The following is a 13021-nucleotide window of genomic DNA, read 5'->3' on the forward strand; positions in this document are numbered from 1 at the left end:
AGACAGAACATTTCGTTCGCCTCCCTCTCCCCCCTCGGATCGGATGTGCATCGCCATGACCCGTCGTTCCACGCTCCGGCGCCTCGTCCTGCTCGCCGCCTCGACCAGCGTGATCACCGGTGGCGTGCTGCTGCCCACCAGTGCCTTCGCCGCCCCGCCACCGCGGACCGCAAGCGTCGCCACGGCCGACGCGGGCAGCGGGGACGCCGCGGGATGGAGCCGTACGACCGACACCACGAGCGGCATCAGCGTCCGGCTTCCGGGCCGGGCCTCGGTCCAGCAGAACAACGAGGACGGCGTCCGCAACCGCCTCTATCTGGTGCCGACCGAGTACGGGGCCATCGGCTTCTCGGTCTTCGAGGCACCCGGCACGGATCCGTCGGCCCCCTGGGACCTCAAGGCCACGCTCACATCGGTACTGGAGGGCTACAACAGCGGCTCCAAGTCCTCCCACGACGTGCTGCGCAGCACCGGTGCCCGCGCGGGCACCACCAAGGGCAGCCCCGACCTCACGGCCGACCTCACCGCGGCCGACGGCTCCAGGGGTCACATCCGGCTCATCGACCTCGGTGAGCACATGGTTGTCGTCATGACCGTCTCCGAGCGCGGGCACCAGGACCTGATGGACAAGGACCACCGGCAGGTCCTGGACAGCGTCCGGGTGCCGGGTGACGACTCCGCGCGGTCCGGCGGCTCCTCGCGGCCCGCCTGATCCTCCTGGGCCGTCCGGTCGCCGTCCGGCCGACGGCGAAGGAGTCCCTACAGACGCCGAAGGGGCCGCCCGCACCACGGATGGCGGGCGGCCCCTTCGGGTGTGGCCGGGGGGACCTGAGGTCAGGAGGCCTTGGCCTTCTCCTCGGTCTTGCTCGCGGCGGCGACGGGAGCCGGCTTGGCGGCCTCGTAGAACTCCTCGCGGGGGTTCTCCATGGCGCCCAGGGAGACGACCTCGCGCTTGAGGAACATGCCGAGGGTCCAGTCGGCGAAGACGCGGACCTTGCGGTTCCAGGTCGGCATCGCCAGACCGTGGTAGCCACGGTGCATGTACCAGGCGAGACGGCCCTTGAGCTTGATCTTCATCTTGCCCATGACGATCATCGCCACGCCCTTGTGCAGGCCGAGACCGGCGACCGCACCCTTGTTGGCGTGCTCGTACTCCTTCTGCGGGAAGCCCCGCATGCCGGAGATCACGTTGTCGCCGAGGGCACGGGCCTGGCGCAGCGCGTGCTGGGCGTTCGGCGGGCACCAGGCGTTCTCGTTGCCCGCCTTGCGGCCGACGAGGTCCGGGACCTGCGCGTTGTCACCGGCGGCCCAGATGTAGTCCGTGCCCTTGACCTGGAGGGTCGGCTCACAGTCCACGTGGCCGCGGGGGCCGAGGGGCAGACCGAAGCGGGCGAGGGCCGGGTTCGGCTTGACGCCGGCCGTCCAGACGATCGTGTTGGAGTCGACCTCGAGGCCGTTCTTCAGCACGACGTGGCCGTCGACGCAGGAGTCCATGGAGGTGGAGAGGTAGATCTCCACGCCCCGGCTCTCCAGGTGCTCCTTGCCGTACTGGCCGAGCTTCGGGCCGACCTCGGGAAGGATCTTGTCCGCGGCGTCGACGAGGACGAAGCGCATGTCCTCGCGGGAGACGTTCTTGTAGTACTTGGCCGCGTCCCGGGCCATGTCCTCGACCTCGCCGATGGTCTCCGCACCCGCGAAGCCACCGCCGATGAAGACGAAGGTGAGCGCCTTGCGGCGGATCTCCTCGTCGTTCGTGGAGTCGGCCTTGTCCAGCTGCTCCAGGACGTGGTTGCGCAGGCCGATGGACTCCTCGATGCCCTTCATGCCGATGCCCTGCTCGGCGAGGCCGGGGATCGGGAAGGTGCGGGAGACCGCGCCCATCGCGATGACGAGGTAGTCGAAGGGCAGCTCGTACGCCTCGCCCACGAGCGGGGCGATCGTGGCGACCTTGCGGTCCTGGTCGATGGTGGTGACCCGACCGGTGAGGACCTCCGCCTTCGGCAGCACGCGTCGCAGCGGGACGACGACGTGGCGAGGGGAGATGCTGCCGGCGGCGGCTTCGGGGAGGAAGGGCTGGTAGGTCATGTACGACCGGGGGTCGACGACCGTGACGGTCGCCTCGCCGTAGCGCATCTTCTTGAGAATGCGCCGAGCTGCGTACAGGCCTACGTACCCACCGCCTACTACGAGGATCCTGGGACGCTCCGTGGTGCTCATGCCATCGAGTATCCACCCGCCTCGACAGGGGTGCTCGTGCGCCCCTTCACAAGCTTCGGCAGGTGCTGTGCTAAACTCCGCGGCCCGCGTGACGCAGGTCATGTCGCCCGGGGGGAACCGCTGGGCGGTCTGACCCGTTGTCAAGGCCGCGTGAGCTGCCTCTCTTCGTCCGGCGGGTCGTCGTGAGCACTTCGCAACACCCTCGGAGCACCCCCCTCACGGGCCCTTGCGCACCTACCTACTGAACATGTTCAAACACCCCGGGAACCCCCGGAAGGGCCGATCGGGCCCCTTCCACGCCCCTGCGGGGCGGAATCTCTTGTGAAGAACTTCACGAACTTTCCCGACCGGCCGTCACCGAGGGGCCCCGAAAGGGCCCCTCAGCCCCGCTCAGACGTTATCCGACCTGCTCAGCCGACGGCTACCGGTCAGTAACTGAAGAGAGCTACGCCACCGACCACGCGATGCCGTCGAGGATGTCGTGCTCGCTGACGACGACCTCCTCGGCACCGATCCGTTCCATGATCGACAGCAGCACGAGGGCCCCGGCTCCGATGACGTCGACCCGGCCGGGGTGCATCGACGGGATCGCGGCGCGCTCGGCGTGCGTGGAGCGCAGCAGCCGTCCGGTGATCTCGCGTACACGGTCGTGGGAGATCCGGGAGTGGTGGATGCGCGCGGAGTCGTACTCCGGCAGGTCCTGGGCGATCGCGGACACGGTGGTGACCGAGCCCGCGAGGCCCACCAGGGTGTGCGCCTCGCGCAGCGGGACCGTCCGCTCGGCGAGGTCGAGAGCGGCCTCGATGTCGGCCCGCATGGCGGCGATCCGCTCCTCGGTGGGCGGGTCGCTCACCTTGCCGCCGTGCACCAGGTGACGCTCCGTCATCCGCACGCAGCCGACGTCCACGGAGCGCGCGGCCGCCACGTGGTCCCCGCCGACGACGAACTCGGTGGAGCCGCCGCCGATGTCCACGACGAGGAAGGGCCTGGTGAGGTCGTCACGCCCCGTCAGTTCCCTGGTGGCGCCCGTGAAGGAGAACTCGGCCTCCTGGTCCCCGGTGATGACCTCCGGCTCGACACCGAGGATGTCCACGACACCGCGGACGAACTCGTCCCGGTTCTCCGCGTCGCGGGAGGCCGAGGTGGCGACGAAGCGGAGCTTCTCGGCGCCGTGCTCCTTGATGATCTCCGCGTACTCGCGGCAGGCGGCGAAGGTCCGCTCCAGCGCCTCGGGGGCGAGCCGGCCGGTGCGGTCGACTCCCTGGCCGAGCCGGACGATCGTCATGCGCCGGTCCAGGTCGACGAGTTCGCCGGTGGCCGGGTCCGCGTCGGCGACCAGGAGACGGATGGAGTTCGTACCGCAGTCGATGGCGGCGACCCGGGTCACTTGCCGTCCTCCTCGACGGGCCTGGCGGCGAAGAAGCCGTCCTCGGTGGCGTCCACCTGCCACTCCTCACCGCACGGGGGCCCGGACGGCGTCACGCACGGCCCCTTGCTCCACCACTCCGGCAGCATGGCGATCGCCTCGTCGCCGAGCGGGTTCACGCCCGGCCCCGCGGCCAGCGAGTGCGCCACGAGGACGTGCAGGCACTTCACCCGGTCCGGCATGCCGCCCGCGCTGGGGAATCCGGCCAGGACCTCGATCTCGTCGCGGCGCCGGACGTAGTCCTCGTGCGCGGCCCGGTAGGCGGCGGCCAGCTCGGGGTCGGTGCCCAGCCGCTCGGTCATCTCCTTCATGACGCCGTTCGCCTCCAGCGTGCCGATCGCCGAGGCGGCACGCGGGCACGTCAGGTAGTACGTCGTCGGGAAGGGCGTGCCGTCGGGCAGGCGCGGCGCCGTCTCCACGACGTCCGGCTGGCCGCAGGGGCAGCGGTGCGCGATGGCCCGCAGGCCCCGCGGCGGGCGGCCGAGCTGCTGCTTGAAGGCCTCGACGTCCGCGTCGGTGGGCTCGGTGTGCGGAGTGGGCGGCGGAGGCGTTTCCATGACTGCTTTCAGGGTGGCTTTCTGTCGGTGACCGGCCGGGGCCGGCTACTGGTCGGAGGCGTCGGACTTGTCGACGCCGTCCCAGACGTTCGCGTACCAGGGCCGGTGCGCGGCCCGGAGATCGGTGCGGGACTGCCTGGCGGATCCCGGGTCCACCACCACGTACCCGGTCTCGCCGGGCTTCACGTAGTGCAGCCGGTGCCGGATCTGCTGCTCGGCGTAGGCGTCGTCCTGCCAGCGCGCCTTGAGGTCCCGCAGCTGCTCGACGCGCCGGCGGGCCTGTTCCTGGCGGTGCTGCAGGTCGGCGATCTCCGCGCGCTGGGAGACGTACTGCCGCATCGGGTAGGCGAGGGCGACGATCAGCGAGCACAGCACCAGCGCGAGCAGGGCCGCGCGGCCGGTGAGCCGCGAGCGGCGCGCCTGGCGCTTGGTCTGGGAGCGGTAGACGCGGGCCGCCGTCTGCTCGCCGAGCAGCCGCAGCCTGGTCGCGGTGGAGAAACGGTCCCGGTCCTTCACGGCCATCTGGTCCTCCGCCTCCCCTTTCACGTGCGTACGTCCCCGGACACGGTACGGGACCGGGGACGGGGACGTACGTACGACTGGCTAAGACTTAGCCCGGTGGAGGTCAGCCCTTGGAGACCTCGTGGTGGCCGCGGAAGCGCGGGAAGGCGCTGCGGCCGGCGTACACCGCGGCGTCGTCGAGGATCTCCTCGATGCGCAGCAGCTGGTTGTACTTGGCGACACGGTCCGAGCGGGCCGGGGCGCCGGTCTTGATCTGGCCGCAGTTCACGGCGACCGCGAGGTCGGCGATGGTGACGTCCTCGGTCTCGCCGGAGCGGTGGGACATCATGCACTTGAAGCCGTTGCGCTGGGCCAGCTCGACGGCGTCCAGGGTCTCGGTCAGCGAACCGATCTGGTTGACCTTGACGAGCAGGGCGTTGGCGGAGCCCTCCTCGATGCCGCGGGCGAGGCGCTCCGGGTTGGTGACGAAGAGGTCGTCGCCGACGATCTGGACCTTGTCGCCCAGCTTGTCGGTGATGACCTTCCAGCCGGCCCAGTCGTCCTCGTACAGCGGGTCCTCGATGGAGACGAGCGGGTACGCGGAGACGAGCTCCTCGTAGTACTCGGTCATCTCGGCGGCCGAGCGGGACTTGCCCTCGAACTCGTACTTGCCGTCCTTGTAGAACTCGGACGCGGCGACGTCGAGCGCGAGCGCGATCTGCTCACCGGGGATGTAACCGGCCTGCTTGATGGCCTCGACGATGAGGTCGAGGGCGGCGCGGTTGGACTCCAGGTTCGGGGCGAAGCCGCCCTCGTCGCCGAGGCCGGTGGACAGGCCCTTGGTCTTCAGCACCTTCTTGAGGGTGTGGTAGACCTCGGCGCCCCAGCGCAGCGCCTCGGAGAAGGACTCCGCGCCGATCGGGGCGATCATGAACTCCTGGATGTCCACGTTGGAGTCGGCGTGCGAGCCGCCGTTCAGGATGTTCATCATCGGCACCGGCAGCAGGTGCGCGTTCGGGCCGCCCAAGTAGCGGAAGAGGGGGAGGTCCGAGGCCTCGGAGGCGGCGTGCGCGACGGCCAGGGAGACGCCGAGGATGGCGTTGGCGCCGAGCGAGCCCTTGTTGTCGGTGGCGTCCAGGTCGAACATGGCCTGGTCGATCAGGCGCTGCTCGGTGGCGTCGTAGCCGACGAGCTCCGGGCCGATCTGCTCGATGACGGCGAGGACGGCCTTCTCGACACCCTTGCCCTGGTAGCGGTTCGGGTCACCGTCGCGCAGCTCGATGGCCTCGAAGGCACCCGTGGAGGCGCCGGACGGGACGGCGGCACGACCCGTGCTGCCGTCGTCGAGGCCGACCTCGACCTCGACCGTGGGGTTGCCTCGGGAGTCCAGGATTTCCCGGGCTACGACGACGTCGATGGACGGCACGAGCATCTCCTTCTTGGATGTGACGCTGGAAGTGCGGGGCTGGGTGCCTCACGGCTCCGGGCCTTGCGCCTAGAGCCTATCCGCCCACGGGCCGTCGGCCACCGACCGACCGTCCCGTGGACAGGGCGGGACACGCAGACGGTACCCATTGTTCACCGTCGGAACAAAGGGGGGCGCGATGAAGAACAGGGAAAGGGCCGGAAGCGGACCGGGAGACGAAAAACCCCGCCCCGGCGCGTACGGGGGAAAGACGCGCCGGGGCGGGGAGCCCGTGGGGACGGGGGTGACCCTCACGGGGTCTTCGGGGTGGGCACCTCCAGGGTGCGCACCGGGGATGTGAGGGCGCTGTGGTCCGGCCGGGAGCCGGGTGTCACTTCAGGTGCAGCTGCTGACCGGGGAAGATCATGTCGGCGTCCTGGACGATGTCCTTGTTCAGCTCGAAGAGCTTCTTCCAGCCGCCCTGGACGTGGTGCTTCGTGGCGATGGTGCTGAGGGTGTCGCCCTTGACCACCTTGTACTCGCCGTCGCCCTTCTTGACCTTCTTGCCGGTCGGGGTGGTGACGGTCTTGCTCGCGGCCGGACGCTCGGCGGACCGGGAGGCGGCCTGCGTGTCGGTGGAGCGGGTGGTGGTCGTCGTCTTCGACGAGGAGCCGCCCGTCGAGGTGGAGCCGGTCGAGCCGTTGTAGGGGGTGCTCGACAGGCCCGTGCCGCAGACCGGCCAGGCGCCCTTGCCCTGGGCGGCGAGAACCTTCTCGGCGACGGCTATCTGCTGCGCCTTGCCGGCCTGGTTGGCCTGCGGGGCGTAGGCGGTGCCGCCGTACGCGGCCCAGGTGGAGGCGGAGAACTGCAGACCGCCGTAGTAGCCGTTTCCGGTGTTGATGGACCAGTTGCCGCCGGACTCGCACTGGGCGACCGCGTCCCACTGGGAGGCGGTGGCGGCGGAGGCGTTGCCGGCCGCCATCAGCGGAGCGGCGACGGCGGCACCGGTGACACCGGCGAGCGCGACGGCGCGGACGGCCTTGGACGGACGACGGTGCTTGCCCTTGCTGGAAAACAGCATGGATCGATCCCCTCACCGACGCCTGCGAGGTGAGCTGTCGGGTTCGGGCCGGTTGAGTTGCCCGGCCGCACTCCCGCTTGCGCGGAGTGCGGCTTCACCCCAAGCCGGTGCCGGCTCAACTGCCGGCAACGGCACTTACCTTGGGTCCCCCGCTCCTGCCTACGGCGCATGACGCGACGACTGTTCCCGGGCAACCGCTGGCAGGATTCGGCGTTGCGACTGCCGGGGCTCGTGGTGACGAGCGGCCTTGACCGTAGACACGCGATCCGCGGAATTTCAAAGACGATCAGGGCTTCTGAGACTCATCCCACACTTTCACCAAACCGGACATTAGCGCCGCAAGTGGGGCGTCAACTCCCGCTATCCGGCGTCCGTTTAGGTACCGATTTCCAGGGTCTGACCGGCAGTGATGCGGTTCGGGTCGGACCCGATCTCCTTCTTGTTGCCGGCGTAGAGGGCGCGCCACCCGCCCTCGACCGCAAGGGACTCGGCGATGGAGGCGAGCGAGTCGCCCTGACGGACGGTGTAGTCGTCCGCCTCACGGGAGGCGTGACGGCCGGTCGAGGTGGAGTCCTGACCGTTTGTCACGTTTTCGTCCGCGCTCTCGCCGCGGTGACGTCCGCCACTGCTGAGCGCGCCGGTGTCGACCAGGCTCCAGGATCCGGCGTTCTGCTGGGAATTGTCCGAGTTGCCGGCATCCGGAACGGCCGTGGGCGAGCCGCCGTCCCCCTGCGGGCTTCCGGCGTCACCGGCCTCGGGGGAGGCGGACTTGTCCGACTTGGGAGTGTTGGTACCGGTCGAATCGTCCTCGGTGCCGTGCCCCTTGCCGCCCTTGTCCGGGTGGGAGGTGGGCTTCCCGTGCGCGTCACCGGAGGAGTCCGAGTCGGCCTTGGAGCCGGAGGAGCCGGTGGAGTCGGAGGCGGAGGAATCGCCGGACGACGACGAATCCGGCAGACCGGACGACGGGGAGGTGTCACCCGATCCAGACGAGTCGTCCGAACCCTGTGCGTTCCCGGACTCGTCGACGCCCGTGTCGACGTCCAGGGAGCCGGAGTTCTGGGTCAGCCCGGAGAGCAGGGCGCAGGTGGCCCAGGGGGTGGTGCCCCGGTCGGCGAGGATCTTCTCGGCGACGGAGATCTGCTGCGAGCGGCTGGCCTCGTCGGCGCTGTAGGCGTACTGCCCGCCGCCGTACTTGTCCCAGTCCTCCTGCGATATCTGGAGTCCGCCGTAGTAGCCGTTGCCGGTGTCGGCGCTCCACGAGCCGCCGCTCTCGCACTCGGCCACCTTGTCCCACGTGGTGCCGTCGGCCGCGTTGGCGCTCGCCGCGCCGAGCAGCGGGATGGCGATGGCGGAGCCGGTCACTCCGGCCGCGACGAGGAGAGCTGGAGCCTGACGGGGGCGACGATGGCGGCCGTTCCCGGAGAGCATGCGGAAGCCTTTCGTGCGACAGCAGGACCGACGCGGCGGATGGTGCTCGTCGCCACGCTGAGGGAGGAACGTATCGGCAGACGATCACTTGTCACAAGTTCATGCCGCGCAGATCACGTGAAGATCACAGAGTTGAACGCCTGTGGTGTTGACGGTTCTACGAACTCTGGGCCGGCTCCTCGCCGGTTCCCCCGGTGGCCGGGGCGGCCGGAGTGAACTCCACGGGCAGGGTGCGCAGGCCGCGCATGATGAGTCCGCCGCGCCAGCGCAGTTCGGCCGGGTCGGCGGCGAGCCGCAGGTCGGGCAGGCGGGTGAGGAGGGTGGCGAGCGCGGTCTGGCCCTCCAGGCGGGCGAGCGGCGCGCCGAGGCAGTAGTGGATGCCGTGGCCGTAGCCGAGGTGCTGGTTGTCGCGGCGGGCGAGGTCCAGCACGTCCGGGTCGGCGAAACGCGCGGGGTCCCGGTCGGCCGCCGCCAGCACGACCAGCACCGGGTCGCCCGGCGCGATGTCCCGCCCGCCGACGGTGAGCGGCTCGGTGGCGAACCGCCAGGTGGCCAGCTCCACCGGCCCGTCGAAGCGCAGCAGTTCCTCCACCCCGGTCTCCAGGAGGTCCCGCTCCCCCCTCGCCAGGGACTCCTGCAGCCGCCGGCGCTGTGCGGGATGGGTGAGCAGGGCGTAGGTGCCGTTGCCGATGAGGTTGACGGTGGTCTCGAAGCCGGCGAACAGGAGGATGAAGGCCATGGCGGCGGCCTCGTTCTCGGTGAGGTGCTCACCGTGGTCGGAGGCGCGGATGAGACCCGAGATGAGGTCCTCGCCGGGCCCCGGCTCGGCGGGCAGGGCCGCACGCTTCTTGTGGATCAGCTCGGCCAGGTAGCCGCGCATCTTCTTCACCGACCGCGCGACCCCGCCCCGCGGTCCACCGCCGTGCCGGATCATCATCCCGGCCCAGTCCCGGAAGTCGTCCTGGTCCTCGCGCGGGACGCCGAGGAGGTCGCAGATGGCGTAGATGGGCAGCGGGAAGGCGAACTCGTGGATGAGGTCGGCGGAGCCACGCTCGGCGAACCGGTCGATGAGGTGGTCGGTGAGCTCCTGCACGCGGTGCGCGAACTCGGCGACCCGGCGCGGGGTGAACGCCTTGCTCACGAGCCGGCGCAGCCGGGTGTGGTCGGGCGGGTCGATGTTCAGCAGGTGCGTCATCAGCTCGGCCTTGCGCTCACCGGGGATGCCGGTCTTCCCCTTGGCGTGCGCGGGCTCGTCGTGATGCGCCGGGTTCTTGCTCAGCCGCTGGTCGGCCAGGGCCTGCTTGGCGTCGGCGTAACGGGTGACCAGCCAGGCCTCGACACCGCTGGGCAACCGGGTGCGGTGCACCGGCGCGTGCTCGCGCAGCCAGGCGTAGGCGGGGTACGGGTCGGTGGCGAACTCCCAGGTGAAGAGCTCGGGCGCGGAACCGGGGGCGGTCGAGGGGCGGGGCTGGTCGGTCACCCCTCGACGGTATCCGGACGGGCCCGCCGTCCCGCCCGCGGTGTCGTGCCCCGCGCCGCCGGGTTCCGTACCCTCGGGCCGCCCGGGCCCGCTACCCCTCCTGCGGCGCCGGGCCGTCCGCCCGGCCCGTGCCCTCCGCCGCGCGTATCGCGTCCCGGTAGACCCGTGCCGCCGCGCGCAGCGCCGCTTCCGGGTCGACGCCGGACGCCTCGGCGCGGACCGCCAGCGCGAGCAGCTCGTAGCCGACGCCCTCCCCCTGCGGCAGCGGGACGTCCAGGTCCGCCGTGCGTGCGCGGGAGGCGAGCTTGGCGGCGAGGGCGAGGCCGGGCTGGCCGAGGGGGACGCCCTCGGTGACCGAGGTGCGCTGTTTCTCCTCGGCCTTGGTCCGCAGCCAGTGCTCCTTGACGTCCTCCGGCGTCTCGGCCCTCTCCTCGCCGAAGACATGCGGGTGACGGTGGATGAGCTTGGCGACGATGCCGGCGGCCACGTCGTCGACGGAGAAGGGCGCCTCCGGGTCCTCCTCGGCTATGCGGGAGTGGAAGACCACCTGGAGCAGCACGTCGCCCAGTTCCTCGCGCAGCTCCTCGCGGTCGCCGGCCTCGATCGCCTCGACCAGTTCGTACGCCTCCTCGATGCCGTACTTGGCCAGGCCCAGGTGGGTCTGCCGGGAGGACCAGGGGCACTCGACACGGATGCGGTCCATGACCTGCACCAGGTCCAGGAGGCGGGCGCCGGGCAGGTCGTAGGAGGCGGGGAGCAGCTCCAGCTCCGGCATGGAGACGCGCCCGGAACCGGCCAGCCGGGCCAGACCGTCGGTGAGCGCGGGCTCGCCCTCGCCGGTGGCCACGACGACCACCGTCCGCCCGCCGGCGCAGGCGTCGACCAGCTCCTCGGCGGTGGGTGACGCCTCCTGCACCGCCGTCCCGGCCTCCCGCAGATACGGCAGCTGCGGGTGCGCGCCGTCCGCGCACAGCACGAGGTCGGCGGTGCGCAGGGCCTGCCAGGCGGGCCAGGACAGCAGTCCGGGGGCGACGCGGTGGCTCGTGGTGAGCAGGACGATGCGGCCGCGGGCGGGCTCGTGGCCCGTGGGGCCGGGGGCGGAGGGTTCGGGGCGGGATGCGTTCACGATCCGAACGTAACCCACCGCGGCCCGGGACGGATTCCGTTGTCCACAGGGCCGAGGGGATCATGTGATCGTACGACCGACAGCCCGTCGTCGTACCGTGCCGTCGTACCGCGCCACCGTGCCGTTCCGGCGGGGCGACGGGCGCGTCAGGCGGTCAGCGGCTGTCCACCCGCCGTGGAGACCTCCCGCACCCACGGCGTCTTGGCGTCCACGCGGCTGCTCTTCTGCACGTCCCAGGAGCCGTAGCGCGGGTTGAGGTCCACGTGCAGTTCCGCGGACGCCTTGGACAGGGCCTTCCAGAAGGCCGGCTGGGTGGTGTCGGTGCCGAGCCGGGACGCGAGCTTCTGCGCCTCCAGCTGGAGACGCAGGTTGTCGTCGAGGCGCGCGGGGGCGATGCCGTACTTCTGCAGCCACGCCGACTCCAGCCCCTTGGCGCCGCCCGCCTGCTGCTCCAGGCCGGCGCGCATCCGCTGGATCTCCTTGCGGGTGACCGAGACGCCCTCGTCCCGCGCGGCGCGGTGCAGCACCCGGTCGAGCACCATGTTGTGCAGGGTGTCCCGGGTGAGGCTGCTCGTGGAGGCGACCACCTGCTCGTACTGGGCGTCGTCCGGAACCGCGGCGCGCTGCGCGCTGCGGACCTCGTTGACCCGGTTCTCCAGCTGGGAGACGGTGATCCGCTGCCCTCCGACGACGGCCGCCGCGCCCGGGTGCGCGTCGTTGCCGCACGCGGTGAGCAGGGGGGCCGCGGCGGCGATCGCGGCGGTGAGGACGAGCGCGGTGCGACGGCGGCGGTGCAAGGGAGACCTCCTGAGGAGATTGTGCGACGGTGCACAAGGTCTTGCGGTGATCGATGGTAGGCAGTGGGCGGGCTGTGGCCAACCCATTCGACCAACGATTCGCGTGCGCTTCGGGCACCGCCGCGCCCCGCGGAAGACGTCCCGGTCAGCCGGTGACAGCCACCGGGGCGTCCCAGGCGTCACGGTCGACGGTGAGCGTGACCCCGCCGTGCGACTCCTTGCTGTTGACCATGTACTGGTGACCGCGGCTGTGACCGGTGAACTGGGCGGCGCCCCACGGCCAGTCGGTGGTCGTCGTGTTCTTCTTGTCCCACAGCGCGTACCAGAGGTTGCCCGGCAGGTCCGTCCTGTCCTTGGCGGTGGCGATCGCCTTGGCGCTGGAACTGCTGAAGCCGTAGTAGCCGAACCGGTACGTCTTGGCGCGCAGGCCCTTGCCGAAGGCGCGCACGTACGTCAGCACGGCGTCGTTGCACGACGTGTTCGCGATGTCGTACGCCTCCATGTCGAGGTAGATCGCGCTGCCCGCCTTCATGCCGAGCGCGGAGGCCTTGGCCACGGCGTCGGCGGCGTCCTTCGCGCCCAGGGAGGCCGCGGTGGAGGCGGTCAGCTTCTCCGGGTTGGCGCCGGACTGGCACGGCGGCTGGGCGCCGACGTAGAGGGGGATGAGCTTCCAGCCCTGTCCGCTGACCGACGTCACCCAGGAAGCGGTGAGGTTGGGCTGGTTGCAGCCGCGGTTCCTGCCGCCCACGTAGACGGCGGCGGCGCCGTAGAAGCCGGTGTGCCACGCCTTCATCGCCGACACCGAGGGCGCGGTGCAGGTGTCGAACGCGCGGCCCGTGAAGGTCTTCTGCGCGGGCCAGGCCGTGGCGGCCATGGAGGTCTGCGCCGCGATGCCCGCCCCGGCGACGACGGCCGCACCGGCCACCGCCCACGTGAGGTACCTGCGCTTCTTCGACTGCCGATGGCCGGCCATGCGTCCCACCCCTGTCCTTGCACGGCGCCT

The 13021-nt window shown here is 70.9% G+C and carries 12 protein-coding genes and 1 riboswitch; of the genes, 1 reads left to right on the plus strand and 11 read right to left on the minus strand.

Translation table 11 applies throughout. From position 1 onward, the window contains the following. Positions 1 to 55: 55 nt before the first annotated feature. Entirely contained in the window at positions 56 to 712 is a 657-nt protein-coding gene (locus BLW57_RS16620; protein WP_101376986.1) for a hypothetical protein, read from the plus strand. Between the two features lie 122 nt (positions 713 to 834). On the opposite strand, the gene BLW57_RS16625 is transcribed toward BLW57_RS16620, so the two are convergent. The 11 genes from BLW57_RS16625 to BLW57_RS16675 form a co-directional block, all read right to left on the minus strand. Further along, complete coding sequence (locus tag BLW57_RS16625; protein ID WP_093475446.1) at positions 835 to 2217, minus strand: NAD(P)/FAD-dependent oxidoreductase; 1383 nt, start codon at positions 2215 to 2217, stop codon at positions 835 to 837. A 445-nt stretch (positions 2218 to 2662) separates the two neighbouring features. Further along, the gene (locus tag BLW57_RS16630; RefSeq protein ID WP_093475448.1) at positions 2663 to 3604 is read right to left on the minus strand and encodes a Ppx/GppA phosphatase family protein; all 942 of its coding nucleotides are present in this window, start codon (positions 3602 to 3604) and stop codon (positions 2663 to 2665) included. Then, positions 3601 to 4200 carry a DUF501 domain-containing protein gene (locus BLW57_RS16635; protein ID WP_093475449.1) on the minus strand — a complete coding sequence of 200 codons (600 nt, stop codon included), beginning with the start codon at positions 4198 to 4200 and terminating at the stop codon, positions 3601 to 3603. The genes BLW57_RS16630 and BLW57_RS16635 overlap by 4 nt, the downstream gene beginning before the upstream one ends. Before the next feature lie 45 nt (positions 4201 to 4245). Continuing rightward, complete coding sequence (locus BLW57_RS16640; RefSeq protein WP_093475451.1) at positions 4246 to 4722, minus strand: FtsB family cell division protein; 477 nt, start codon at positions 4720 to 4722, stop codon at positions 4246 to 4248. Between the two features lie 103 nt (positions 4723 to 4825). Further along, complete coding sequence (gene eno / locus BLW57_RS16645; RefSeq protein WP_093475452.1) at positions 4826 to 6133, minus strand: phosphopyruvate hydratase; 1308 nt, start codon at positions 6131 to 6133, stop codon at positions 4826 to 4828. A gap of 364 nt (positions 6134 to 6497) precedes the next feature. Further along, a complete protein-coding gene (locus BLW57_RS16650) occupies positions 6498 to 7187 on the minus strand; it encodes a LysM peptidoglycan-binding domain-containing protein (protein WP_093475454.1) in 690 nt (229 codons plus the stop codon). 4 nt (positions 7188 to 7191) lie between these two features. Further along, a riboswitch (cyclic di-AMP (ydaO/yuaA leader) is annotated at positions 7192 to 7364 on the minus strand. 198 nt (positions 7365 to 7562) lie between these two features. Beyond that, positions 7563 to 8615 (minus strand): LysM peptidoglycan-binding domain-containing protein, encoded by a 1053-nt coding sequence (locus tag BLW57_RS16655; RefSeq protein WP_093475456.1) that lies wholly within the window; start codon positions 8613 to 8615, stop codon positions 7563 to 7565. 157 nt (positions 8616 to 8772) lie between these two features. Next, positions 8773 to 10095 carry a cytochrome P450 family protein gene (locus tag BLW57_RS16660; protein WP_093475457.1) on the minus strand — a complete coding sequence of 441 codons (1323 nt, stop codon included), beginning with the start codon at positions 10093 to 10095 and terminating at the stop codon, positions 8773 to 8775. Between the two features lie 91 nt (positions 10096 to 10186). Then, positions 10187 to 11221, minus strand: coding sequence for a nucleoside triphosphate pyrophosphohydrolase (locus BLW57_RS16665; RefSeq protein WP_093475459.1), 1035 nt, complete (start codon positions 11219 to 11221; stop codon positions 10187 to 10189). 146 nt (positions 11222 to 11367) lie between these two features. Next, positions 11368 to 12018, minus strand: a complete 651-nt coding sequence (locus BLW57_RS16670) for a SurA N-terminal domain-containing protein (protein WP_093475460.1) — start codon at positions 12016 to 12018, stop codon at positions 11368 to 11370. Between the two features lie 145 nt (positions 12019 to 12163). Then, positions 12164 to 12991: a glycoside hydrolase domain-containing protein gene (locus tag BLW57_RS16675; protein ID WP_093475462.1), complete on the minus strand. Its 828-nt coding sequence runs from the start codon at positions 12989 to 12991 to the stop codon at positions 12164 to 12166. Positions 12992 to 13021: the final 30 nt, after the last annotated feature.

This window comes from Streptomyces sp. 1222.5, from assembly GCF_900105245.1.
Classification (GTDB): domain Bacteria; phylum Actinomycetota; class Actinomycetes; order Streptomycetales; family Streptomycetaceae; genus Streptomyces; species Streptomyces albidocamelliae.

What these genes read in the sequence shown, in the direction of transcription:
- BLW57_RS16655 (WP_093475456.1), bottom strand. Translation starts at nt 8,615, where the DNA reads ATGCTCTCCGGGAACGGCCGCCATCGTCGCCCCCGTCAGGCTCCAGCT.
- BLW57_RS16635 (WP_093475449.1), bottom strand. Translation starts at nt 4,200, where the DNA reads ATGGAAACGCCTCCGCCGCCCACTCCGCACACCGAGCCCACCGACGCG.
- BLW57_RS16675 (WP_093475462.1), bottom strand. Translation starts at nt 12,991, where the DNA reads ATGGCCGGCCATCGGCAGTCGAAGAAGCGCAGGTACCTCACGTGGGCG.
- BLW57_RS16620 (WP_101376986.1), top strand. Translation starts at nt 56, where the DNA reads ATGACCCGTCGTTCCACGCTCCGGCGCCTCGTCCTGCTCGCCGCCTCG.
- BLW57_RS16625 (WP_093475446.1), bottom strand. Translation starts at nt 2,217, where the DNA reads ATGAGCACCACGGAGCGTCCCAGGATCCTCGTAGTAGGCGGTGGGTAC.
- BLW57_RS16640 (WP_093475451.1), bottom strand. Translation starts at nt 4,722, where the DNA reads ATGGCCGTGAAGGACCGGGACCGTTTCTCCACCGCGACCAGGCTGCGG.
- BLW57_RS16650 (WP_093475454.1), bottom strand. Translation starts at nt 7,187, where the DNA reads ATGCTGTTTTCCAGCAAGGGCAAGCACCGTCGTCCGTCCAAGGCCGTC.
- eno (WP_093475452.1), bottom strand. Translation starts at nt 6,133, where the DNA reads ATGCTCGTGCCGTCCATCGACGTCGTCGTAGCCCGGGAAATCCTGGAC.